The organism is Chryseobacterium sp. CBo1, assembly GCF_001693475.1.
GTDB lineage: Bacteria > Bacteroidota > Bacteroidia > Flavobacteriales > Weeksellaceae > Chryseobacterium > Chryseobacterium formosense.
In genome coordinates, this window is the sequence record NZ_MAUH01000005.1 from 103527 (window position 1) to 126492 (window position 22966).

Consider the following 22966-nt stretch of genomic DNA (forward strand, 5'->3'; position numbering starts at 1 on the left):
TAAAAACAAGCGGAGAATTTTTCCTCGCTTGTTTTATTATGAATGAGATTTTACAGTTTCTGAAAAAATTTAATAGTCTATTTTTCATATGTTGAATCAAATTAATCTAAAAACTAACAACTAAAACCCAACAACTAATTATACAATTCCGGCTCTATAGAATTATTGTTCTTTTTGAAGCCTTCTTTTGCATTCTTTTCCATTTCTCTGAATACCTGATTAGGGTCTGAAATTTCTCTTCCATCCGTAGTTTTTGTTTTAAATACAATTCTGTTGGTGTCCGAATTTTTCGACATCATTTCGCGCATATTCTTTGTAGGATCATTTTTGTAGGCTTTCCAAACTTTTTTGAACTGGGCTTTATTGATCTCGATTTCCTTTCCTCCCATTCCATAAAGCTGAATTCCCTGAGGAAGATCGAGCTCCTTCGTTACGGTAGACTGAATGGTTTTATTCCCGACAAGCGTCATAGAATGCGAACCTGTTTTATCTTCAATTTTAACAATCAAACCGGGAAGCCCGTAAAATTTGTAAGGACCGTCCTGAAACGGAAGATCAGTTGAAAACCACGCCGTCCATTCTCTTCCACCATATTTTGTAGTTGCTTTTTGGGCATTATACTCTCCTATTTTCTGTTTGTCGGGAAGAATTTTCCATTCCGGTTTTTTATCTTCTTCAACTTTATAGCTGTCGGAAGAAATATTTGTAAACAGATAGGTTTTGAAATCAGGATACTCTTTTGTAACCTTATAATTTACCTGTCCCGGTTTATCTCTTCTGTTCATGCTGATATTATTCGGACTTAATTTCAGCTGTTTTTCCAGATCAGCCCGGGAAGTAGAGTCAGCAATAAATTTTTGCTGACCGTAATATTTTGAGCCTGTTTTATCAATATCCAGAAGCATTACCTCATTCAGAACTTTGGATCTGTCGGTAGAGTCCGGAATGAATTTGTAATCGTAAAAAAATCTGTTTTGCGCAAAAGCACAAAAACCGATCATCAAAGACATTAGTAAAGATATTTTTTTCATCTTATTTCGTTGTATTAAGTTCTATTCTATTATTATCCTTTTTTATATTGGCTTTTAGCCGTTCTTCCTGACCTTTCATTTGACTACCCGTACCATCTTTCATAATCATGGTCATTCCGCCCATCTGCATTTGTTTTAAGCCTTTTGTAGGATCATTTTCATAGTCTTTTATCAGTTTATCGTATTGTTTTAAATTGATTGCAATTTCTTTTGAGTCGAAAACATCATTCGGAATCGAATTTATATTTTTAATCCCTTGTAATGTAAAAATATGGGATTTTGTCTGATCTTCCAGCTTTATGATAAGCCCAGGAAGTCCGCGGAATTTATAAGGTCCGTCCTGAATAGGAATTTCCGTTGTAAACCATGCAATCCAGTGTCTTCCGGCAAAATCTGCTTCTGCTTTCTGTACATTCCATTCTCCAAATTTCTGTTTGTCTGAACTGATCTTCCAATTAATAGGTCTATCATCTGCAATTCTGTATTTATCCATTAAAAGTCTGTTGTGAAGAAAGATTTCATATTTAGGATATTTTTTAGATACCGTGTATCTTACCAAGCCTTTTCTGGAATCAGCTTTAATATTGATCATTCCCGTTGCAGCCAATTGTTTTTCTAAATCGATTTTGGCAATAGAATCCGAATGATAAACCGTGTAGCTGTAAAATTTAGAGCCTGAAGGTGAAGTATCGAGATTCATCATTTCAGTTTTCACCTCTGAAACATTGGTTGAGTCGGGAATAAACTTATATTCGTAAGTAAAACGTTTATTCTGCGCCTGCGTTCCGATGCTAATTAGGAATATAGTAAAAATGGTTATTAGTTTCATTAAAATTTATTTTGTGAAAAATTCTACTTTATCCAATCTTGAAAAACCTTTATCTCCATAAGGAGTTCTGTACATTTTTACAGATCTGAAAGGTGCTTTTGATGAAGCAGTAGTTTTATTAAACATATCTTCCTCAAAACCTTTCATATAATTTTTTATTTCTTCTTTTGAATATTCTTTTCCATCAATAAAAAACTTACCATCCACCAAAGGCATTACCATGTTATTGGTTTTTATTGCTGTATTGTTACTATAATCTTTTGCAGGAGGTACCTCTTTATTTGTAACATAAGAAGCAATAATATCCGCTTTGAAAATAATCATATTAGCTCTTTCTATCTGAGATTGTTTCTCTACTTTAGCCTGAAGTTTTTTCGCATCTTCTCTCAGTTCATTAATTTCAGTTTGGGTTAAAGGTTCTTTATCATAATCTCTTTTATTAGAAGAAACTTTTACTTCTTCTACACTTACTTTTCCTATATTTTCCTTTTCACCATTCTGTATTTTTCTTTCATTCTCACGGGCGGTGTACTTTTGATTGATATATTGCTCGTAATACCATTTCGGATTGATTTTTTTTACCAATTGATGAAATTTCTCAGCATTTTTTTCATTCATTTCTGATAAGTCATGTACCTGAAAAACACCACATTGTTCTCTTTCTCCGAAAACCCAGTGATCTTTATCATTCATCAGGTGAGAGCTTGAACTAAATGCGACCTTATCTTTATTCTGAGTATAATATTTTTCAAAATTCTCTTTGCTTACCAGATCAGAATTGATGATATACAAAGCTTTTTCATCTGCATTTTTCAACTGTTCTTCAAAAGGAATATCGTTGGCTTTAGAATCATATTTTATTTTTTCGGCAGCGGGAGTATCCCAGACAACAGCAACAATTTTCCCGATAAACTGATCGTCTTTTTTTACATTTTTATTTTTTCCGCCAACATAAATAACCGGTAAACCTTTATCTAAAAAATTTTTATTAGCTGTAAAATAGTAGTTATTGTTATTTTCAAGTTCATTTTTTTTCTGCAAAAAATCTTCCTGGCTTATTTTCTTGCCATCAAAAATGAAAATATCATTGGTCTTATATTCAGTAATTTCATTGTCAGCTAAAGTATCTTTTGAATATAAACTCTCTTCCTTATTATTTATAAAATCAGCAATGGTTTCTATTTGCTCGTTCTGCTTTTCTATTTCCTTATTTTTAGCATTTACCATATAAGCGAATGCAACAGAAAACATGATCGGTAGTGCAAAAAAACGTCTTGCATACGCATATTTTGTCTTTGGTTTTTGTATCATTTTGAGTCTTTTTTTAAGATTTGAATTAAGGAACGGGCTTGTTCCCGGCAATATATTCCCTGAAAAATGGCTCGCTAAAAGCATTTCAGCAAATGTCTTTGTATCCGATTTCTTTACCGCTTTATGATCAGCCAGATATTCATGTATTAAACTGATTTCTTTTTTAATAATATGAAAAACAGGATTAAACCAGAAAACTGACGAAATGATTTCAATAAAAATCTTATCATAAGAATGTTTTTGTTCAATGTGAACCATTTCATGTTTCAAAATCTGTTTTCCAAGATCAGATTGTATGATAATGCTGTCTTTCCAGAAAAGGTTTTTAAAGAAAGAAAAAGGCGCATCATGTAAATCGGTTTGATAAAAATTAATTCCATTAATTTTTTCCGGGGTAAATTTACTTTTCAGGCGGTTGATCTTCATAATTCCAAGAAGAATTTTAGTCATTAAAACAGCCGCAATGATGAAGATTAAAAATGGAATATAATCTAATAATTTACTTTCATCATCTGATTTTTTTATTTCTGTAAAGGTTTGAAACTTATTAAAAATTAAAAAAACTTTATCGTTTAGTTCAATTGTAAAATATTCAACTTTTAACAACGGTAAAATCAGGGAAACCACAACCAATAACAAAAGATAAAATCTGTTGTAATGATGAAAGGTCTTGTCTTTCAGGAAGAATAAGTAATAAGCATACATCACTCCGGAGCAGACAAGTACTTTAAGACAGTAGATTATGGTTTCCATGAGGTTGTTTTATTTTTTTGTTTTAATCTGAATTTCTCCAGTGTCTTTACCTGAGATTTTCGTTTTATTAATATTGATGGATTCAATATTTTTTGAAATTATATTTTGCATATCTTGTTTTGTACTCAGTTTACCGTCGATGAAAATCTTTAAGTCACTATCAGAATTAGCATCAATCATATCTTTCACATTCGTTTTGAAAGTAGTACCGTTGGAAAGTATTTTGCTATTTGGAGGAGTCGGAATCTCTGTATAGGTTGATGTTCCATAATATTTCATCTTTGGAGCATGTGCATCTACAGAAACGATCCAAGGATTTCCTTGTAATTCTCTTTGCTCTTTTCGGATTTCTCTAAGTTTTTTCTCCGCTTCAGCTCTTTCTTTATTTAATTTTTCAAGCTTTCTTTTTTCTTTTTTAGTAAGCTCTTTTTTAGAGAAATTACTCGTTCCGTTGTAGAAACTATATCCATTTCCTGAATATTGCTTTGCTATTTTCTTCAACTCTTCCGAATCCGAAAAAACATCTTTACCATTCAGATAAAACTTATTGATCTTGCCGTATTTTTCTTTAAACTCAGGAGATGCGAAATTATCTTTCAAAGCCTTAATTTTTTCTTCGCTCATCTTGAAATTTTCTTTGAATTCTTTAGAATCGAATACTTTTTCCAAATCAATATCTTCTCCGTTTACTTTAATTTTATAATTGTCTCCATCAGGGAAAACTCTTTTGAAGCTCATGTCTTTCAGAATAACTTTAGGATCTTTGCTTGCCAACATTTTGTCTCTGTTGCTCATCAATTCATCAAAATCAATTCTGAATTGCATATCTCTTTCAGCGATCTTATCCATTTCATTAGAAAGTTGATTCAGTTCCTTTGCTTTCAACTCAAATTCATAGCTTTTCTCACCTTTTTCTTTTGTAATTTTTTCGAGTTCGGCAGCTTTTTCTTTTGATTTTTCGCTTAATGTTTTTAGCTTTTCAGACTGAACTTTCAATTTTTCGTTGGCTTTCGAAATTTTTTCCTGTTGTAATTTTACAATCTGATCGGCTTTATTTTTCGGAGACAGCGTATCTGTTTTCATCTCTGCAACCGCTTTATCAATCTCAATATTGGTTTCTTTTATCTCTTTGTTTTTGGCATTTACCATATAAGCAAATGCAACGGTAAATAAAACCGGTAAGGCAAATATTCTTCGCGCATACCCGTATTTTGTCTGGGGTTTTTGTAACATTTTGAGTCTTTTTTTAAGGTTTGAACTTAGAAACGGACTGGTCGCAGGCAACTGGTTTCCGGAAAAGTGGCTTGCTAAAAGCATCTGCGCAAATGCTTTGGTGTCCGATTGTTTTACGGCTTTTTTATCAGCCAGATATTCGTGAATTAAATTGATTTCCTTTTTAATAATATGAAAGAACGGATTGAACCAGAAAACAGAAGTGATAATCTCAATAAATATCTTATCGAAAGAGTGTTTCTGTTCAATATGAACCATTTCATGCTTTAAAATCTGCTTTCCTACCTCCGAATTAATGACAATAGAGTTCTTCCAGAAAAGGTTTCTGAAATAGGAAAATGGTGCTTCAGAAAGATTGGTCTGGTAAAAATTTACCCCTTCAAAACTTTCTTTCTTAAACTGGCTTTTGAGTTGCTGGATTCTGAAAATCCCGTAGAGGAATTTCCCTAAAAAATAGAGAGAAACCAATCCCAAAGCTGAAAAAATAATTCTAAAATAAATGTGGTCATTATGTAAGTTTTTTTGTTCGTTAAAATTCTGCATCTTACTGATGAGTAAGTAAAGATTATTGCTTACTTCTATCGTAAAATCTTCTACTTTAATAAGAGGCAGCAAGATTGAGATCAACATGGCAGACAAAAGATAAAATCTGTTGTAATGGTGAAATGTCTTGTCTTTTAAAGACAACTGATAGTAGAGAAACATTACACCTGAACAAATGGTAACTTTTCCGAAGTAAAAAATAAGAGCTTCCATATATTAGTCTTTGTTTTTTAGTTCATTTAACAGCATTTCCAGATCTTCAACGGTCATTTCGTTTTTTTCTACCAAAAAAGAAACGGCACTTTTATAAGAACCTTTAAAATAATTCTTTACCAGACTCTTCATCGTTTTCCCGGAATATTGCTCTTTCGTTACCAAAGGAAAATACTCGTGCTGCCTTCCGTATACATTATAATCTACAAATTCTTTATCCTTAAGAACTTTCAAAATGGTAGAAACCGTATTGGTATGCGGCTTGGGCTCAGGATAGAGATCGAGAACATCTTTCAGGAAACCTTTTTCGAGTTTCCACAAAAACTGCATTACCTGTTCTTCTGCTTTTGTTAAGGTCTGTATGATCATAATGTTTAATTTAATTTTTAGTGTGATAAAGTTAATGAAAAATCATTATCACTAATAAATTAGTTATACAAATGTAGAATTATTTTCCATTCGAACAACTATTTTTTTAGTGATAAAATTTAAAAACAAATAAGTATTTGAAAATCAACATATTAAAAAATATTAAAATATGTTAAATTTTCAACTGAGATAAAATATGTTGTAATTAATCATCAGAAAAATCCTAATTTTTAATATAAATTCTTAAAACTTGTTAATTTTTATTAAATAAAATTAAAATGAATATGTCCAGAATGAGAAAATATATTTATTTTAGTGCTTTAAAAATTTCTAATGAAAAGATATACTCTACTTTCTGTTTTAATGCTGTTGATTTTTAATGTGACATCAGCGCAGACTTCTTCTGTTTTCGGATCGGTTACAGAAGCAAAAACAAAAATTGAAAACACTGTTCCTTTGGTTTTGGAACATTTGAAAAAAATAAGTGATGCACAAGGCGACGCAACCGTTCTTAGCAACGGTAAAACAGCTTTGAAGAAAGAATATGACGCAGTAGCTTTAGAATTTGATCTGTATAAAGGAAATATGGCAAGCTGCATCGTCAATAAATCGAAGACGGCTACGAAATGTATGAATTATCATACCCAGTATTTCAGAAACACCTTAGGAAATTACGACAACTTCATCAACTATATCACTAAGAAAAACGGATATTTAGGTGTAGAAGACGATAGTGTGAAGAAAGACTTCAAACCTACAGAAATTGCTACTAAAATCGATACCGATTTTGCAGCAGCATCAAAAGCAGTAAAAAGACTGAAAGGAAACAACAAATCTTCTTACTTTGAACAGGTAAAATCTGAAGATTTTAAATTAGCTCCATTTGAAACGTTAGCCAATAAATAGTTTTTAAAATTATAAATAAAAACTCCCGCTTCTTTTGTGAAGCGGGAGTTTTTTATAACTGTCTGTATTCATCGCTGACGACTCTACCGTTAAACGGCTCGCTCCAAGCAACAAAAATTTTCTCGTCTGCAGATCTTATAATTTCTGCCTGAATGACTTCATATTCTCCATTCCCATCTTCTCTCTCTACAATGAGATCAACTCCTTTTCCAACACTGCTATCTATTTCTACTTTATATCTCCGGTCATCCTGTATAAAATCTTCTTTTCTAAATGTAATATCTGCCATAATTATTATTTTAGAATCACCAGAGCAATTAATAAACCAAATCTTGTTATTAAAATAATATTTAGTTTAAAAAAATATCGTTTAAACAATTTTAATTGTAAAAGTAATTTCACTTAAAAAATCCCAGAATTTCAGACACAAAAAAGGAGAACCATTTCTGATTCTCCTGTTGGTAGCGGGGACACGACTCGAACGTGCGACCTCCGGGTTATGAGCCCGACGAGCTACCTACTGCTCTACCCCGCGGTATATTTTTAAACGTTTACCGAAAACGTTATGCTTAGTAGCGGGAACCGGACTCGAACCGATGACCTTCGGGTTATGAGCCCGACGAGCTACCTACTGCTCCATCCCGCGATATATCTTTACCGTGTTTATCGAAACACTTTTTTAGTAGCGGGGACACGACTCGAACGTGCGACCTCCGGGTTATGAGCCCGACGAGCTACCTACTGCTCTACCCCGCGGTATATTTTTAAACGTTTACCGAAAACGTTACTTAGTAGCGGGAACCGGACTCGAACCGATGACCTTTGGGTTATGAGCCCAACGAGCTACCTACTGCTCCATCCCGCGATATTGGATTGCAAATATACGAATATATTTCAAAACTACAAGCAATCCTTTTAGATAAAGGCATATTCTTTGATTACACATAAATATTCGTACATTTGTTTATGGCAAAAATTCTGAAAATTTATCCCGAAAATCCTCAGGAAAACCTTATCAATGAGGTTATTAAAACCCTGAATAACGGCGGACTGATTATATATCCGTCTGATACTGTTTACGCTTTAGGCTGTAATATTTTTGATATTAAAGCCATGGAAAAGCTGGCTCAGATAAAAAAACAGAAGCTTGAGAAAGCAAAATTTTCAATTATCTGTAATGATTTAAGCCATCTTTCTGATTTTACAAGACCGATCGACACCTCTGTTTTCAGATTTTTGAAGAATCGTCTCCCGGGACCTTTTACATTTATTTTAGATGCTAATAAAAATTTACCTTTGGCTTATAAAAATCATAAGACTATTGGTATTCGTGTTCCCGATCATCCTATTCCGCAGTTGATTGTTGAAAAACTGGGACATCCTATTGCTTCAACTTCTATCAAAGATGATGACGAAATTATCGAATATTCTACCGATCCGGAACTGATTGCCGAGAAATATGACCATTTGGTTGATATTGTGATCGATTCAGGATATGGAGATAATGTAGCCTCAACTATTGTAGATTTGACTTCCGGGGAACCCGAAATTATCCGTCAGGGAAAAGGCGAAATTTAGATCAATTGTTACAATGAGTCTGAACGGAAGATATTCTTTAGGCATTATCCTCACTTTCGTATTGCTTGCGGCATCCATGCTGTATTCAATACCTCTGATTAATTTATTTTTCAACTCCAAAGTTTTAACAGCCGAGATTTTCTTTTACAACAGACTTTCTTTATGGCTGGTTCTGATTTTGGTGCTGGTTTACAATTTCTTTATCGAAAACAGATCTTTTTTTGTCTGGGAAGACAAAAAATATTCTCCGATATTTTATTTTGGAGCCATTATTATTTTATATTTAATTTGTGCCATTGGCGGAGCTTTCCTGAATGGAATCATTATGCTTATAACCAAAGAAAGTATCAGCGAAAGAATCGTGCAGCTAAGTTCTTTGTTTAAAAATAATTATTTCCTGATTATTTTTACTTCTCTTACCGCAGCAGTAATTGAGGAATTGTTGATGAGAGTATATATTCAGCCAAGAATTGAAAAAATATACAACAGCCCGATGTTGGGAGTGATTGTTTCTGCACTTTTATTCGGAATTTTGCACAGCACTTACGGAACGGTGGGTCAGGTGGTCGTACCTTTCTTTATCGGGATTGTATTTGCCCTGTTTTATAAAATTTATTCTAATATCAAAATTCTGATAGCCTGTCATTTTATGTTCGATTTTATTTCACTGATGATCATGAATTTCATTGATATTAAACATTTAACTTTACTTAATCTATGAAAATTATAACCTCTCCTGCTAAATTAATGAATGTAGAAAATTCAACAGAATTCTTGAGAAGTACAACTCCAAAATTCATTAATGAAGCTGAATTAATCCAATCACATTTAAAGCATAAGTCTCCAAAATATCTTTCCGATTTAATGGAAATTTCATCTAAACTTGCTGATGAAAACTGGGAGAGAAATCAAAAATGGAAGTCTAAACCTACTGCAAAAGAGTCCACTCCCGCAATGTTTGCTTTCACAGGCGAAGTTTATCGAGGTCTTGATGCAAAAACTTTAGATAAAAATGCGGTAGATTATCTTCAGAAAAACTACAGAATTCTTTCCGGTTTGTACGGTTTGCTGAAACCTTCCGATAAAGTAATGCTCTATCGTCTGGAAATGGGCAGAAATTTTGAGTTTGAAAATAATAAAAATCTGTACGATTTCTGGACTGAAAAAGTAACAGAACAGCTCAATTCCGAAATGAAGAAAAATGAAATTCTTCTCAATCTTGCCAGCAATGAATATGTAAAAGTAGTAGACCGGAAAAAACTGAATCACCAGGTTATTGATTTTGATTTTTATGAAATGAAAGACGGAAAACTCAAAACAATTGTTGTTTACACCAAGCATGCGAGAGGTTTAGTCGTAAGATTCTGTGCAGAGACCAATGCTAAGACTTTGAATGACGTAAAAGCTTTCAACTACGAAGGTTACAGAATCGACGAGGAGAAATCAACAAAAAACAAACTGGTTTTCACAAGATAATGACGTTTTTACAACTTAAAAAGCATTTTTCAGACTCAATTTCAGAAATGTATTCTGACTCGGAAATTGTTTTTATATTTCAGGTTTTTGCAGAAGAATTATTAGGCTTAAATTCTATTCAGCAAAGACAGTTTTCTGATCAGGAAATTTCTGCTGAGCATGAAGAAAAATTTAACCAAATCATTTCAGAATTAAAAACCGGAAAGCCTTATTTACAGATTCTAGGTGAAACCGAATTTTACGGAATGAGAATCTTTGTCGACGAAAATGTATTAATCCCACGTCCGGAAACTGAAGAGTTGCTGGAAATGGCGATTAAAGAGATAAAAAGATATATTTCAAGAATTGAATACATCCATTTAAGATCGAAACAAACAGATTATAAATGGGCTGAAGAAGCAAAATATCCACCTTCGCAAGAACAGGAATTAAAAAGAGTCAAAATCCTTGACATCGGTACCGGAAGCGGCATTATTCCTTTAGTTTTAAAAAAACATTTTATTGAAGCTGAAGTGAGTTCAATTGATTTTTCAGAAAAAGCTTTGGTGACGGCTAAAAAGAATGCAGATTTTCACCAATTGGAAATCAATTTCATTCATACTGATTATCTGAGTTTAGATTTACACCAAAAATTTGACGTAATCATTTCAAATCCACCCTATATCGGGATTGATGAAGCAAACGACATTGCAGATTCGGTGAAAGAATTTGAGCCAAAAATGGCGCTCTTTTCTCCCACTTCTGATGCATTGATATTTTATCGTAAAATTGCAGAAGATTCTAAAAAATATTTGAATAAAAACGGATTGTTGTTTTTAGAAATCAATCAGAAATTAGGAGAAGAAACTTTGGAACTGTATCAGGATTTTTCATACAGTGAACTGATAAAAGATTTGAGTGGAAACGACCGTTTTATTTTTGGAATTAAATAATATTACGTTCAAAAATTCATATAAAGTTAATTGTAATCAAATTTCGTTTTATTTTTATATTCTTAATTTTATCACACCAAACAAAAATTATTTTTATGAAAAATTCAATGAAAAGCGCTCTGCTTGCTTGTGGAGTTTTATGTACGATTTTCAGCTGCAGTACTGATGCGACAACTCTTACGGATTCTGAAATGAATCTTGCCAATAAAAGTGATAAAAGTAAGAAACAACAGACTTATCAGCTAAAAGTAGGCACTACTCAAAACGGAGTAAACACAATGAGTGGAACTTATGACATGGGCGGAATTTATGCAACCGACGTCAATACAGGTGATGTTTATGACGGATATATCACTTATGTTGGTGGTTTTGCAAAATTACCAGGATATTTTAACGATCTTCCTGAAGGAACTTATGAAATATCGGCGTATCAGGGACAAGGAGGTTGGGTTGGTTATGGATCTACTACAATAACCTTGACACCATCTTCAGTTGGACAAGACGGCTACGTGAATGTTTATATCCCAATTGCCTGGGCCGAATAGTAAATCTAAAATAATAAAAAAGACTGTTTTCATTAGAGAACAGTCTTTTTTTCAGATGATTTGAAAAAATTTAGTTAATTCTTTTTCTTATAAATATTTCATATCCTAGATAAATCAGCGGTAGGGACATGATTCCTATAAATAATGAATTTGATATTGCGCTTTGAGGCTGAAGAATGATCGCATAACATAAACCAAAAAAAGCGCCTCCCAAATGAGCTGCATGTCCTAAGTTGTCCCATTGTTTCGGGTTGAGCATCATATACACAGAATAACTGAAATACAACAAACCAAATATAAAACCCGGAATAGGAATTGGAATAAAAAAGAAGTAAATTCCAATATTTGGTGACATCGCTATCGCTGCAAATAATATTCCTGAAACACCTCCACTCGCTCCAATTGCCGAATACCACGGTTGTTTTTGATAGATAAATAAAGAAAAAATATTTCCTAACAGAATAGATCCAAAATAAATAACAAGAAATCCTATATTCCCAAACCCTTCTAAAATGATAGGTCCGAAGAAATATAATGTCATCATATTAAACAATAAATGCATCATATCTGCGTGCAGAAATCCGGCAGAAATAATCCTTACATATTCTTTTCTATGCTGAATTGCGCCAACATTAAACTTATACTTTTCAAATATCTCCTGATTATTAAAAGCAATAAAACTTATAATTGCTGTAATTGCAATAACTATAATGATGATACTCATATTTTCTAATTTTCACTTTCATCACTCTGGAACAAATCTCCAATAGTTCCTCCTTCATCGTCTGCTGAATTTGAAAAATCGGGTTCTTCGTAAATTTCAGGTTCTTCTTCTTCCGCTTCCGGAATGGTGATGTTGATATTTTTTACTTTAAACTTTGTAAACTGATTTCCGATTGCTTTTATTCCTTTTACAGCAATAAACTCATCGATATTAACAGACTCCGGATCACGCTCTTTTCCTTTATCTTTTGCAAAAATAATTTCTGCTGTTGAATTATTCGAGACAATAATCCTTTCAATAAACGATTTCGGATGTTCTGAAGGCATAAAGGTCTGAACATTTATAGTATTCTCCAATAAAAATCTTTTGATGAAATACATATCCTTTTCACCATCGTAATAAATACATGTTACAGGTTGATTGGGTCGCCATTTTTCCAGAACAATGTAATCGTCATCAAAACGGTTTCCAAGGTCGAAACTCACCAATTTCGCTTCGCCTTGTGCATTAATGGTCAGAATTTTGTCGTCTCCTTTAAAATTCCCCAACAAAGTTCCTCTTACATCGGCATTTAATCTTCTTACCGTTTCATCAAACCAGATTTTTCTTGGGGCTAAAGTAGAAACGCCTTCTTCTTTTAGATCAACTTTCTTTACAGAATATTTGGTTACCAGATTTCCTTTCGAATCTCTGCCTTTAATCGCCAATTCAGAAAAATCGATCTCCATTTTATTCTTTCTGATTCTCGGATTGGGTTTTAATAAAACCGTTACAACTTCTGCCTCACCATTCGGATTGGCTGAGAAATAAAGCATTTCTGAGCCTTTTTTATCGGAAGCTAAAGGATAATCTGTATTTCTTGTAACACCTGTCACCGAAAAACGTTTCATATAATAAGGTCCGTCTCTTCCTTCACGGTAGATCATGTTGTAAACGGTACGTTTATCGTTCTTTTTCCAGATGGCTACATGCAGAATATCTTTTCCGATGAACGTTTTGGCTTCCACCTTTACGACTTTCATGCTTCCGTCTTTTCTGAAGGTGATGATGTCGTCGATGTCTGAACAATCAAACAAATACTGATCTTTTTTTAAAGAAGTTCCAATAAAGCCTTCTTCGAAATTCGCATAGAATTTTTCATTCGCAACAGCAACTTTTGTTGCATCAATGGTATCGAAAATTCTTAATTCTGTTTTTCTTTCTTTGTCTTTTCCGTACTTTTTCTGAATATTCTGGTAATATTCAATCGCATAGGCAATAAGATTGGCCAAATGGAATCTTACCTGCTCAATTTTGCCTTCTAATGAAGCGATATTTTCTTTAAATTTATCTAAATCGAATCTTGAAATTCTTTTAATTCTGATTTCTGTTAATCTTAAAATATCTTCTTCGGTTACTTCCCTTAAAAGATGTGCAGTATGAGGTTTTAAACCAATATCAATTGTTTTCAGAACTTCTTCCCAGCTTTTTACCTCTTCAATATCGTGGTAAATTCTGTTTTCGATAAAAATTCTTTCCAAAGAAGAAAAATGCCAGTTTTCCTGTAATTCATGAAGTTCGATCTCCAATTCTTTTTTCAATAAAGAAACGGTGTGATCGGTATTCATTTTCAGAATCTCAGAAACATTCAGGAACATCGGTTTATCACCAACAATCACACAGGCATTCGGAGAAATTGTAACCTGACAGTCGGTAAACGCATACAACGCATCAATTGTTTTGTCCGGCGAAACTTCATTGTGAAGATAAATCAGGATTTCTACTTTATCTGAAGTATTGTCTTCAATTTTTTTGATCTTAATCTTCCCTTTTTCGTTGGCTTTCAGGATAGAATCAATGAGATCGCTGGTTGTCTTTGAAAAAGGAAGCTCAGAAATCATCAAAGTATGCTTGTCGACCTGAGAAATTTTTGCTCTCGCTCTTACTTTTCCACCTCTTGCACCGTCGTTGTATTCTGAAACATCAAGAAATCCTGCCGTTAAAAAATCCGGGAATATTTCAAACTTTTTGCCTTTCAGATAAGCGACTGATGCATTAATCAGTTCATTAAAATTATGCGGAAGAATTTTTGTGGAAAGCCCGACCCCGATTCCTTCAACACCTTGAGCTAAAAGCAAGGGGAATTTTACCGGTAAATCTATTGGCTCATTATTTCTGCCATCATAAGATTTAGACCATTCTGTAGTTTTAGGATTGAAAACCACTTCCAAAGCAAAAGGTGTTAATCTCGCTTCAATATATCTCGCTGCAGCGGCAGAATCTCCTGTATAAATATTTCCCCAGTTTCCCTGAGTATCGATAAGCAATTCTCTCTGCCCGATTCCTACCATTGCATCAGTGATTGATGCATCACCATGAGGGTGATATTTCATCGTGTTACCTACAATATTTGCCACTTTATTGTAACGCCCATCCTCTAATTCACGCATAGAATGCATAATCCTACGCTGAACCGGTTTGAAACCATCATAAACAGACGGAATGGCTCTATCTAAAATTACATAAGATGCATAATCCAGAAACCAGTCTTTATACAGCCCTGAAACTTTTTTTAAGCTTTCGCCTTCGTGCGAGTTTTCTTCTATCATTATTATTCTTGAGGTCTTTTCTCTGTATTAGCTTTTACTACTTTGTTGAGTGATAATTTTAAATCGTTTGCTTCTTTTCTTGTAAGATAAGAAGTATCGTACTTTAAAATAGTTGAACCCATATTTTTACTTGAAATGGTAATATATAATCTTTTAAAAAATAGAATACTTACCATCTCGAATTTGATCAGTTTATACTTTGGGAATTCATCGCTTAATGCCCTGTTAAGAAACGGAATAATATTCTTATTTCTAAAATGCAATGCTTCACCATCGCTGTCGTACTCGAAAATCTGCCTTCCGTTTACATGAAAAATTATCAGTACTAATAAAGGAACAATAATTAAAAATATACTTTTCTGTCCCAGAATATTAAATCGCATTTCATCAAAAATAAAACCTATAATTCCTGCTGAAAGCATCATCAATAAAAAAGTATTGAAAAAATTATAAATGGGAGCTTTTTTTCTGTTACTTAATCTCATCTTTAAATTTGTGCTGTGTTTATGGTTGTGTTTTTATTATTTTCTAAGATTCAACTTCATCTAAAATTTCTTTCTTATTAATATCAGGATCTTCTACTACAAGGTTTTCGAGGATAAAAACCTGTCGGTCGGGTGTATTTTTGCCCATGTAAAATTCCAGAAGCTGTTCGATAGTCTGGTCTTTTCCAAGAACAACAGGTTCAAGTCGGATATCTTTTCCTATAAAGTGCTTAAATTCATCAGGAGAAATTTCACCTAATCCTTTAAATCGGGTGATTTCAGGATTTTTACCTAATTCATTTAAAGCTTTCACCCTTTCTTGCTCAGAATAACAATATCTCGTTTCTTTTTTATTTCTAACTCTGAATAACGGAGTCTGAAGAATAAATAAATGTCCGTTTTTAATCACATCCGGAAAAAACTGAAGGAAGAACGTAATCATCAAAAGTCTGATGTGCATTCCGTCGACATCGGCATCGGTTGCAATAATTACCTGATTGTATCGTAGATCTTCAAGACTTTCTTCAATATTTAAAGCAGCCTGAAGTAAGTTGAATTCCTCATTTTCGTAAACCACTTTTTTGGTTAAACCATAGCAGTTCAAAGGCTTACCTTTTAAAGAAAATACAGCCTGAGTTTCAACATCCCTCGATTTTGTAATCGAACCTGATGCAGAATCTCCTTCGGTAATAAAAATCTGAGTTTCAGCTTTTCTTTCAGCCTTTTGGTCGTTGTAATGCTGTCTGCAGTCACGAAGTTTTTTGTTGTGAAGCGAAACTTTCTTCGCTCTTTCTCTCGCCAGTTTCTGAATTCCGGAAAGTTCTTTTCTTTCTCTCTCGGAAATTAAAATTTTTCTCTGAATCGCTTCTGCAATCTCAGGATTTTTATGAAGGAAGTTATCTAATTTACTTTTTAAGAAATCAATGATAAACGTACGAACCGTCGGTCCGTTTGGTCCCATATCATTCGAGCCTAATTTGGTTTTCGTCTGAGATTCGAAAACCGGTTCTTCGACATTGATTGAAATTGCTGCAACAATCGATTTTCTTACATCAGATGCATCGAAGTTTTTATTGAAAAACTCACGTATAGTTTTTACATAAGCTTCTCTGAAAGCATTTAAATGCGTTCCACCCTGCGTTGTATTTTGTCCGTTTACGAATGAGAAATAAGTTTCCGTCTGCGATTTATCGGTATGGGTAATCGCCACTTCAATGTCATTATCTTTTAAATGAACAATCGGATAAAGTACATCACTTTCCAGTTCTTCTTCCAACAAATCTTTCAGTCCGTTTTCAGAATAGAAAGTTTCGCCGTTGAAAATAATCTTTAATCCAGGATTCAGATATGCATAATTGCGGAGCATTCTTTCGATATACTCTTTTCTGAATTTATAATGCAGGAAAATTTCAGAATCGGGCGTAAATAAAATTTCGGTTCCGTTTCGGTCAGACGTTTCCTTCTCTTCGTGCTCTTCGGTAATAATTCCACGAGAAAACTCGGCAACTTTCATTTTTCCTTCACGGAAAGAACGCACACGGAAATAATCTGAAAGTGCATTTACGGCTTTTGTACCAACCCCATTCAGTCCAACCGATTTTTTGAAGGCTTTGCTGTCATATTTACCTCCGGTATTCATTTTCGAAACGGCGTCAACTACTTTCCCTAAAGGAATTCCACGACCAAAGTCACGAATCATGACTTTTCCGTCATCCACTTTTATTTCAATTCTTTTACCGGATTTCATTCTGAATTCATCAATCGAGTTATCCAGAATTTCTTTCAGTAAAATATAAATACCGTCATCAGCAGACGATCCGTCGCCAAGCTTCCCGATGTACATACCGGGACGCAAACGGATATGTTCCTGCCAATCTAGGGTTCTGATATTATCTTCGGAATAGATAGGTTGTATTTCTTGTGACATATATTATTTCAGCAAACATACAAAAGTATGAAAATGAACAAAAATATCCGAATTTTTTAGTTTGTATTTATACACATTTTAGTTAAATTTTAATAATATCAATATAGATTTATCACTCTTTAAACCTCAATATTTGAAAATTTGCCTTAATTTAGATTCATAAAGAATTTAAATGATACAACTTCCTTCTTCGAAACTTCCCAATGTTGGCACAACTATATTTACCCAAATGTCTCAACTTGCCAACCAACATCAGGCAATTAATCTTTCACAAGGCTTTCCGGATTTTGAAACTGATCCTGAACTTCTGAGTTTTGCGGATGATTTTATTAAAAAAGGATTCAATCAATATGCTCCTCTAGGCGGAATCATAGGTTTAAAAGAAGAAATTGCAAGAAAAATCGAAAACAGTCACAGCGCAGTTTATCACCCAGATTCTGAAATTACGATAACTGCAGGCGGAACTCAGGCAATTTTTACAGCAATTGCAACATTTGTTCAGAAAGATGATGAAGTGATTATTTTTGAGCCTGCTTACGATTGCTACGAACCGACTGTTGAACTTTTTGGCGGAATTGTAAAACGCTTCCAGATGAAAGCTCCTGATTATGAAATCGATTGGAATGTGGTAAGAAATTTAATTTCAGAAAAAACAAAAATGCTCATTCTGAATAATCCGAACAACCCTTCCGGAAAGATTTTGAAGGAAAACGATATTCAGGAATTAATCAAAATTGTAAAGGATACCAATATTTTAATTTTAAGTGATGAAGTTTACGAGAATATTGTCTTTGACGGAAACCAGCATTTAAGCATCTGCAAATATCCTGAATTAAAGGAAAGAAGTCTTTTAGTGGCATCTTTCGGAAAACTATTTCACATCACAGGCTGGAAAATAGGATATTGTGCGGCTCCAAAATCTTTGACAGATGAATTCAGAAAAGTACACCAGTTTAATGTTTTTTGTGTGAATACTCCGCTACAGATGGCTTTGGCAGAATACATGAAAAATGATGAGCATTACAATCAACTCAACCAGTTTTTTCAGGAAAAAAGAGATTTTCTGAGACAAGGTTTAGCGCAGACTTCATTTGAGCTTCTCGATTGCGAAGGAACGTATTTTCAGGCAGTAAAATATGATAAAATTTCAGATAAAAATGATTTTGATTTTGCAACATATCTAACAATCAATCATAAAGTTGCGAGTATTCCGTTTTCTGCTTTTTATAAAGATAAACTGAATGAAAATGTGATCAGATTATGTTTTGCGAAGAAGAATGAGACTCTGGAAAGGGCGATTGAGAATTTGGCAAAGCTTTAAATAGATCTCACGCAGATTGAGCGGATTACGCAGATAAAAATCTGCTAAATTTGCTAAATCTGCGAGAGAAATAAGTTATCTTAGAAAAACATTCCGCCGGAAACTTCAATCCTTTGCGCCGTAATCCAACCCGCATCATCAGTACATAAAAACGCAACCACTCCACCAATATCATCCGGTAAACCTGCTCTTCCCAAAGCAGTGTTGTTGGCGACCATTGCATTTACATTTTCATCATCCCTTGTTCTTCCTCCACCAAAATCAGTTTCAATCGCTCCCGGAGCAACAGCATTTACCTTAATTTTTCTTGCGCCCAATTCTTTCGCCATATATTTACTCAGCTGGTCGATAGCTGCTTTCATTGAACCGTAAACTGACGAACCCGGCATTGCAAATCTCGCCAAACCTGAAGAGAGATTAATAATTCCGCCATTATCATTCATAAATGGCAAGAATTTCTGAGTCAGGAAGAAAACTCCTTTGAAATGAATATTGACCATATCATCCAATTGCTCTTCTGTAACATCTGCTATGGGTGCATACAGGGCTGTTCCTGCATTATTGATCAGGAAGTCGATATTTCTGCTTCCTGTATTTTCTTCTAAATGATCGCCAACTTTTTTCACAAACTCATCAAAGGATTTTACATCTTTCGTATTCAACTGATAAGCAATTGCTTTTCTTCCTAAAGCCTGAATTTCAGCTACGGTTTTATCTGCTTCTTCTTTGTTGGAATTATACGTTATGATGACATCCAATCCTTTTTCTGCAATTTTCAACGCAGAGTTTTTCCCTAAACCTCTGCTTCCACCCGTAACAAGGGCAATTTTTGTTCTGTTTTCCATAATTGATTTTTTGATGATACAAAGTTCAGCCAATTTCACACCAATTGAGTTACCCGAATCAATCTGAAATTTGCAAAATTCAAATCAAGACCGAAATTCCATTGGTGTAAATGAAGTTTTGCGCTTAAAGAAATTAGAGAAATGGGCTATCTCTTCAAAACCTAAAGCGTAGGAAATTTCAGAGACATTCCAGTTCGTTTGCTTTAAAAGAATTTTCGCTTCCTGAACAATTCGGTCTGCAATAAACTCGGTGGTGGTTTTACCTGTGTTTTCTTTTACGTTTTTATTTAAATAATTAACGTGAATTGATAGTCTTTCAGCAAAATCATTGGCAACTTTCAGCTGAATTCTTTGATTCGGAGATTCAACAGGGAATTGTCTTTCTAATAACTCGATAAACAATGAAACCACTCTTAATGAAGCATTATGAGTATTTTGAACTTTTTCTGCGGGCTGTAATTTTTGTCCGTAATGAATTAATTCTGAAACATAATTTCTAATTAGGTCATATTTAAATTCATAATCAGAATCGATTTCTTTTTTAATTTTTGTAAAAAGCAGATCAATTTCATCTGCTAATTTATCATCGATTTCAAAAATCGGAATCGTACCCGGCTGAAACAAAGGCAAATCTTCCAAAATATTCTGCGAAGAGTTTTTAGTGAAAAAATCTGCAGTAAATACACAGAAATTCCCAGATTGGCGATCGTCTTCAGGAACATAATGATAAGGAACTTTGGGTGTTGCAAATAACAACGCATTCTTTTTTATCGAAATTATTTTATCTGCATATTCTGCTCTGTTCTTGCCACGAATTAAGCTTATTTTATAATACTTCCTTCTGTTGTAAGGCATTTCACAGGTTTTCTTCACCGTCGCAATTGTCTGCGCAATATCAAAAACATTGAAATGGCCAATGTCTTTGTGAAGACCTTTCGGAAAGATACTTTCCATATCTTTTCCCAATCTCTGAGTCATTTCAAGATAAAAATCTTCCAAAGAAGCGTGAGCGAGTTTTTCCATAATGCGGAATTTGTATAATTCAAATATAGGAATATCTTACGAAATCGTTCCTCCAACATTTTCAAAAACCCATTTTCCATTTTTAAATTCAACCCTATAATCCGTCGTTCCTCCACCTCCCGATTCAAATATATAGAATACATTAGGATTATTTTTGTCTTTTTTAATCTTAGAATAACCTCCATTAAAAACATCTGTAACTCTTACATAATAAGGTTGCTTCTCTTTATCTTCCGGAAAGATCAGGACTTTCGCTTCCAGATTAATCCTTTGAAAATAATCGCAATCACTCTGAAAAGGCATAATGAAATAATCCATTTTATTTAGATTTTCTCTTATTCCACCTAATGGCTTATTGACCAAACTTTCATACAAAGCTGTAAATTTATTTTTCTCAGATTTAAAAAGTGGATTATAGTCTTCAAAATCATTAATCCCGTCTCCATCTGTATCTTTATTGTTAGGATTTAAACCAAAACAGTTCTCAAAAATATCTGTGTAGCCATCATCATCTGAATCTTTCTTTAAATCTTCCAATTTAATTTTAAATAATTTTCCATCTTCAATAGCAGAATAATCATCATATCCCGGTAATCCCGGAACTTTTATGATTTTAACAAAGCTTCCTTCAAGCTGAAAACTGCCATCTTTAACAATTGGATTCTGTTGTAATTTATTAAATTGATAATGACTGAAACTTAACCCTAGAAAATAAGCAGAAGGTTTGTCGTTTTTAATTTCTAAAAGCCAATATCCCAATCCGTTTCTACCCAAAGCATATTTTACATCGTTTTCAGTGTGCTTAAATGAATAAAGAAATTGTCCTAAAAATTTTTCCTCAAAATCGGCAAATAAAGTTTTCTGATCTTTCCAGTATTTTTCGTTTTTTTCAAGTGTGTTATATAAATTTTCAGCTTCCAGACTATCTTGTTTAAAGCTTCTGAAATTTTTTAAATCAACAATCTCAAGATAGTCCGGTTTGTTTTGTAAAATTTCGTTGACCGTAAAAGCTTTAGGCTGTTTATAAGAATCAAAATGGAGTTCATCCTCCTGAAGAAAACACCTATCTTCAACACTTTTTGAACATGAAAAAATAAGAAACAAGAAAAATAAATATCTCATAAAATATTTTTACTAATATATAAAAAAACGCTCCCAAATTCATGGAAGCGCATTTAAAATACTATATAACTAACTTTTAATATTTTTAAACATTAAATCTGAAGTGCATCACATCGCCGTCCTGAACGATGTATTCTTTTCCTTCAACAGAAAGCTTTCCGGCTTCTTTAACTTTTGATTCCGAACCATACGTCACATAATCATTATATTTGATCACTTCTGCACGGATGAAACCTTTCTCAAAATCGGTATGAATCACTCCTGCAGCTTGAGGAGCAGTCCAACCTTGTCCGATTGTCCAGGCTCTTACTTCTTTTACACCTGCTGTAAAATAGGTCTGAAGCTTTAATAAATCATAAGCTTTTCTGATCAGACGGTTTACTCCAGGTTCTGTAAGACCTAATTCGTCAAGGAAAATTTCTCTTTCTTCGTAAGTCTCCAATTCGTTGATATCCGCTTCTATCTGAGCTGCCAAAACTACAATTTCAGCACCTTCAGCTTTTGCCATCTCTTCAATTTTAGCAATCCATTCATTTCCGTTCTTAATAGAATTTTCATCTACATTACAAACGTAAAGAACCGGTTTGTTGGTCAACAACTGAACTTCTCCGATAATTGATTCCGTTAAATCATTTATTGCAAATTCTCTTGCATTTCTACCATCTTCGAGGTGTTTCTGAAGACCCTGAAGCGTTTCATACGTCAAAATATCTTCTTTCTTTCCTGATTTGATGAACTTCTTTGCTTTTTCAACAGCTTTACCAACTGTTTCCAAATCTTTCAACTGAAGTTCGATGTCGATAATTTCTTTATCTCTCATTGGATCAACCGAACCTTCAACGTGAACGATATTTCCATTATCAAAACATCTTAAAACATGAATAATCGCTTCACACTCACGAATATTTGCTAAGAATTGATTCCCTAAACCTTCTCCTTTACTTGCTCCTTTTACAAGACCTGCAATATCTACAATCTCTACAACAGCAGGCAAAACTCTTTCAGGATTTACCAATTTTTCAAGCTCGAATAATCTCTGATCCGGTACAGAAACCGTTCCTAAGTTCGGTTCGATCGTACAGAAAGGATAGTTCGCTGACTGTGCTTTAGCATTGCTTAAGCAGTTAAAAAGAGTTGATTTACCTACATTTGGTAAGCCTACGATTCCACATTTCATATTGTAAAATTCAAAGTTTAAGGTTTAAAGTGTAA

General features: G+C 33.7%; 21 protein-coding genes and 4 tRNA genes. 7 read left to right on the forward strand and 18 right to left on the reverse strand.

Features of this window, described 5'->3' with window-relative positions; genetic code table 11:
• Positions 1-134: 134 nt before the first annotated feature.
• From BA768_RS05100 to BA768_RS05120, 5 genes are read right to left on the reverse strand one after another with little or no spacing between them, the layout of a single operon-like run.
• Positions 135-1031, reverse strand: coding sequence for a GLPGLI family protein (locus tag BA768_RS05100; protein WP_065719951.1), 897 nt, complete (start codon positions 1029-1031; stop codon positions 135-137).
• Between the two features lies 1 nt (position 1032).
• The gene (locus tag BA768_RS05105) at positions 1033-1860 is read right to left on the reverse strand and encodes a GLPGLI family protein (RefSeq protein WP_065719952.1); all 828 of its coding nucleotides are present in this window, start codon (positions 1858-1860) and stop codon (positions 1033-1035) included.
• Positions 1861-1866: 6 nt separating this feature from the next.
• Positions 1867-3924, reverse strand: a complete 2058-nt coding sequence (locus BA768_RS05110; protein WP_083206587.1) for a M56 family metallopeptidase — start codon at positions 3922-3924, stop codon at positions 1867-1869.
• Between the two features lie 9 nt (positions 3925-3933).
• A complete protein-coding gene (locus BA768_RS05115; protein ID WP_065719954.1) occupies positions 3934-5913 on the reverse strand; it encodes a M56 family metallopeptidase in 1980 nt (659 codons plus the stop codon).
• A gap of 3 nt (positions 5914-5916) precedes the next feature.
• The gene (locus BA768_RS05120; RefSeq protein WP_034675657.1) at positions 5917-6282 is read right to left on the reverse strand and encodes a BlaI/MecI/CopY family transcriptional regulator; all 366 of its coding nucleotides are present in this window, start codon (positions 6280-6282) and stop codon (positions 5917-5919) included.
• Positions 6283-6615: 333 nt separating this feature from the next.
• Between BA768_RS05120 and BA768_RS05125 the strand changes: the two genes are divergently transcribed.
• Positions 6616-7188, forward strand: a complete 573-nt coding sequence (locus tag BA768_RS05125; RefSeq protein ID WP_065719955.1) for a hypothetical protein — start codon at positions 6616-6618, stop codon at positions 7186-7188.
• Positions 7189-7240: 52 nt separating this feature from the next.
• Here BA768_RS05125 and BA768_RS05130 read toward each other — a convergent pair whose 3' ends face one another.
• From BA768_RS05130 to BA768_RS05150, 5 genes are all read right to left on the reverse strand, one after another.
• Positions 7241-7477 (reverse strand): hypothetical protein, encoded by a 237-nt coding sequence (locus BA768_RS05130; protein ID WP_065719956.1) that lies wholly within the window; start codon positions 7475-7477, stop codon positions 7241-7243.
• Positions 7478-7647: 170 nt separating this feature from the next.
• A tRNA-Met gene (locus tag BA768_RS05135) sits at positions 7648-7723 on the reverse strand.
• Between the two features lie 38 nt (positions 7724-7761).
• A tRNA-Met gene (locus tag BA768_RS05140) sits at positions 7762-7834 on the reverse strand.
• 37 nt (positions 7835-7871) lie between these two features.
• Positions 7872-7944: transfer RNA gene (locus BA768_RS05145), tRNA-Met, on the reverse strand.
• A gap of 36 nt (positions 7945-7980) precedes the next feature.
• A tRNA-Met gene (locus tag BA768_RS05150) sits at positions 7981-8053 on the reverse strand.
• A gap of 101 nt (positions 8054-8154) precedes the next feature.
• Between BA768_RS05150 and BA768_RS05155 the strand changes: the two genes are divergently transcribed.
• The 5 genes from BA768_RS05155 to BA768_RS05175 all read left to right on the forward strand — a co-directional run bounded on the left by BA768_RS05155 (position 8155) and on the right by BA768_RS05175 (position 11719).
• Positions 8155-8766: an L-threonylcarbamoyladenylate synthase gene (locus BA768_RS05155; protein WP_034675650.1), complete on the forward strand. Its 612-nt coding sequence runs from the start codon at positions 8155-8157 to the stop codon at positions 8764-8766.
• A 13-nt stretch (positions 8767-8779) separates the two neighbouring features.
• Positions 8780-9487 (forward strand): CPBP family intramembrane glutamic endopeptidase, encoded by a 708-nt coding sequence (locus BA768_RS05160; protein ID WP_065719957.1) that lies wholly within the window; start codon positions 8780-8782, stop codon positions 9485-9487.
• Positions 9484-10242, forward strand: coding sequence for a peroxide stress protein YaaA (yaaA, locus tag BA768_RS05165; protein WP_065719958.1), 759 nt, complete (start codon positions 9484-9486; stop codon positions 10240-10242). Before BA768_RS05160 ends, yaaA begins: the two co-directional genes overlap by 4 nt.
• Complete coding sequence (gene prmC / locus BA768_RS05170) at positions 10242-11174, forward strand: peptide chain release factor N(5)-glutamine methyltransferase (protein WP_065719959.1); 933 nt, start codon at positions 10242-10244, stop codon at positions 11172-11174. Before yaaA ends, prmC begins: the two co-directional genes overlap by 1 nt.
• A 95-nt stretch (positions 11175-11269) precedes the next feature.
• Complete coding sequence (locus BA768_RS05175; RefSeq protein ID WP_065719960.1) at positions 11270-11719, forward strand: hypothetical protein; 450 nt, start codon at positions 11270-11272, stop codon at positions 11717-11719.
• Between the two features lie 70 nt (positions 11720-11789).
• Here the strand turns inward: BA768_RS05175 and BA768_RS05180 are convergent, their stop codons facing one another.
• From BA768_RS05180 to BA768_RS05195, 4 genes are read right to left on the reverse strand one after another with little or no spacing between them, the layout of a single operon-like run.
• Positions 11790-12443: a rhomboid family intramembrane serine protease gene (locus tag BA768_RS05180; protein WP_065719961.1), complete on the reverse strand. Its 654-nt coding sequence runs from the start codon at positions 12441-12443 to the stop codon at positions 11790-11792.
• Positions 12444-12448: 5 nt separating this feature from the next.
• Positions 12449-15031 carry a DNA gyrase/topoisomerase IV subunit A gene (locus BA768_RS05185; protein ID WP_410493496.1) on the reverse strand — a complete coding sequence of 861 codons (2583 nt, stop codon included), beginning with the start codon at positions 15029-15031 and terminating at the stop codon, positions 12449-12451.
• Between the two features lie 2 nt (positions 15032-15033).
• On the reverse strand, positions 15034-15516 hold the full coding sequence (locus BA768_RS05190; RefSeq protein WP_034675638.1) for a hypothetical protein: 483 nt from the start codon (positions 15514-15516) through the stop codon (positions 15034-15036).
• 43 nt (positions 15517-15559) lie between these two features.
• Positions 15560-17443 (reverse strand): DNA topoisomerase IV subunit B, encoded by a 1884-nt coding sequence (locus BA768_RS05195; RefSeq protein ID WP_034675636.1) that lies wholly within the window; start codon positions 17441-17443, stop codon positions 15560-15562.
• 172 nt (positions 17444-17615) lie between these two features.
• On the opposite strand from BA768_RS05195, the gene BA768_RS05200 reads away from it, so the two are divergent.
• Positions 17616-18764 carry a methionine aminotransferase gene (locus BA768_RS05200; protein ID WP_065719962.1) on the forward strand — a complete coding sequence of 383 codons (1149 nt, stop codon included), beginning with the start codon at positions 17616-17618 and terminating at the stop codon, positions 18762-18764.
• Positions 18765-18844: 80 nt separating this feature from the next.
• On the opposite strand, the gene BA768_RS05205 is transcribed toward BA768_RS05200, so the two are convergent.
• The 4 genes from BA768_RS05205 to ychF all read right to left on the reverse strand — a co-directional run bounded on the left by BA768_RS05205 (position 18845) and on the right by ychF (position 22931).
• Positions 18845-19609: an SDR family NAD(P)-dependent oxidoreductase gene (locus BA768_RS05205; protein ID WP_065719976.1), complete on the reverse strand. Its 765-nt coding sequence runs from the start codon at positions 19607-19609 to the stop codon at positions 18845-18847.
• 84 nt (positions 19610-19693) lie between these two features.
• Entirely contained in the window at positions 19694-20632 is a 939-nt protein-coding gene (locus tag BA768_RS05210) for a helix-turn-helix domain-containing protein (RefSeq protein WP_065719963.1), read from the reverse strand.
• 36 nt (positions 20633-20668) lie between these two features.
• The gene (locus BA768_RS05215) at positions 20669-21754 is read right to left on the reverse strand and encodes a hypothetical protein (RefSeq protein ID WP_065719964.1); all 1086 of its coding nucleotides are present in this window, start codon (positions 21752-21754) and stop codon (positions 20669-20671) included.
• An 85-nt stretch (positions 21755-21839) separates the two neighbouring features.
• Positions 21840-22931, reverse strand: coding sequence for a redox-regulated ATPase YchF (ychF, locus tag BA768_RS05220; RefSeq protein ID WP_065719965.1), 1092 nt, complete (start codon positions 22929-22931; stop codon positions 21840-21842).
• Positions 22932-22966: the final 35 nt, after the last annotated feature.

Coding starts and splice junctions, on each gene's coding strand:
- BA768_RS05100 (WP_065719951.1), bottom strand. CDS start 1,031: ATGAAAAAAATATCTTTACTAATGTCTTTGATGATCGGTTTTTGTGCT.
- BA768_RS05105 (WP_065719952.1), bottom strand. CDS start 1,860: ATGAAACTAATAACCATTTTTACTATATTCCTAATTAGCATCGGAACG.
- BA768_RS05110 (WP_083206587.1), bottom strand. CDS start 3,924: ATGGAAACCATAATCTACTGTCTTAAAGTACTTGTCTGCTCCGGAGTG.
- BA768_RS05115 (WP_065719954.1), bottom strand. CDS start 5,913: ATGGAAGCTCTTATTTTTTACTTCGGAAAAGTTACCATTTGTTCAGGT.
- BA768_RS05120 (WP_034675657.1), bottom strand. CDS start 6,282: ATGATCATACAGACCTTAACAAAAGCAGAAGAACAGGTAATGCAGTTT.
- BA768_RS05125 (WP_065719955.1), top strand. CDS start 6,616: ATGAAAAGATATACTCTACTTTCTGTTTTAATGCTGTTGATTTTTAAT.
- BA768_RS05130 (WP_065719956.1), bottom strand. CDS start 7,477: ATGGCAGATATTACATTTAGAAAAGAAGATTTTATACAGGATGACCGG.
- BA768_RS05155 (WP_034675650.1), top strand. CDS start 8,155: ATGGCAAAAATTCTGAAAATTTATCCCGAAAATCCTCAGGAAAACCTT.
- BA768_RS05160 (WP_065719957.1), top strand. CDS start 8,780: ATGAGTCTGAACGGAAGATATTCTTTAGGCATTATCCTCACTTTCGTA.
- yaaA (WP_065719958.1), top strand. CDS start 9,484: ATGAAAATTATAACCTCTCCTGCTAAATTAATGAATGTAGAAAATTCA.
- prmC (WP_065719959.1), top strand. CDS start 10,242: ATGACGTTTTTACAACTTAAAAAGCATTTTTCAGACTCAATTTCAGAA.
- BA768_RS05175 (WP_065719960.1), top strand. CDS start 11,270: ATGAAAAATTCAATGAAAAGCGCTCTGCTTGCTTGTGGAGTTTTATGT.
- BA768_RS05180 (WP_065719961.1), bottom strand. CDS start 12,443: ATGAGTATCATCATTATAGTTATTGCAATTACAGCAATTATAAGTTTT.
- BA768_RS05185 (WP_410493496.1), bottom strand. CDS start 15,031: ATGATAGAAGAAAACTCGCACGAAGGCGAAAGCTTAAAAAAAGTTTCA.
- BA768_RS05190 (WP_034675638.1), bottom strand. CDS start 15,516: ATGAGATTAAGTAACAGAAAAAAAGCTCCCATTTATAATTTTTTCAAT.
- BA768_RS05195 (WP_034675636.1), bottom strand. CDS start 17,443: ATGTCACAAGAAATACAACCTATCTATTCCGAAGATAATATCAGAACC.
- BA768_RS05200 (WP_065719962.1), top strand. CDS start 17,616: ATGATACAACTTCCTTCTTCGAAACTTCCCAATGTTGGCACAACTATA.
- BA768_RS05205 (WP_065719976.1), bottom strand. CDS start 19,609: ATGGAAAACAGAACAAAAATTGCCCTTGTTACGGGTGGAAGCAGAGGT.
- BA768_RS05210 (WP_065719963.1), bottom strand. CDS start 20,632: ATGGAAAAACTCGCTCACGCTTCTTTGGAAGATTTTTATCTTGAAATG.
- BA768_RS05215 (WP_065719964.1), bottom strand. CDS start 21,754: ATGAGATATTTATTTTTCTTGTTTCTTATTTTTTCATGTTCAAAAAGT.
- ychF (WP_065719965.1), bottom strand. CDS start 22,931: ATGAAATGTGGAATCGTAGGCTTACCAAATGTAGGTAAATCAACTCTT.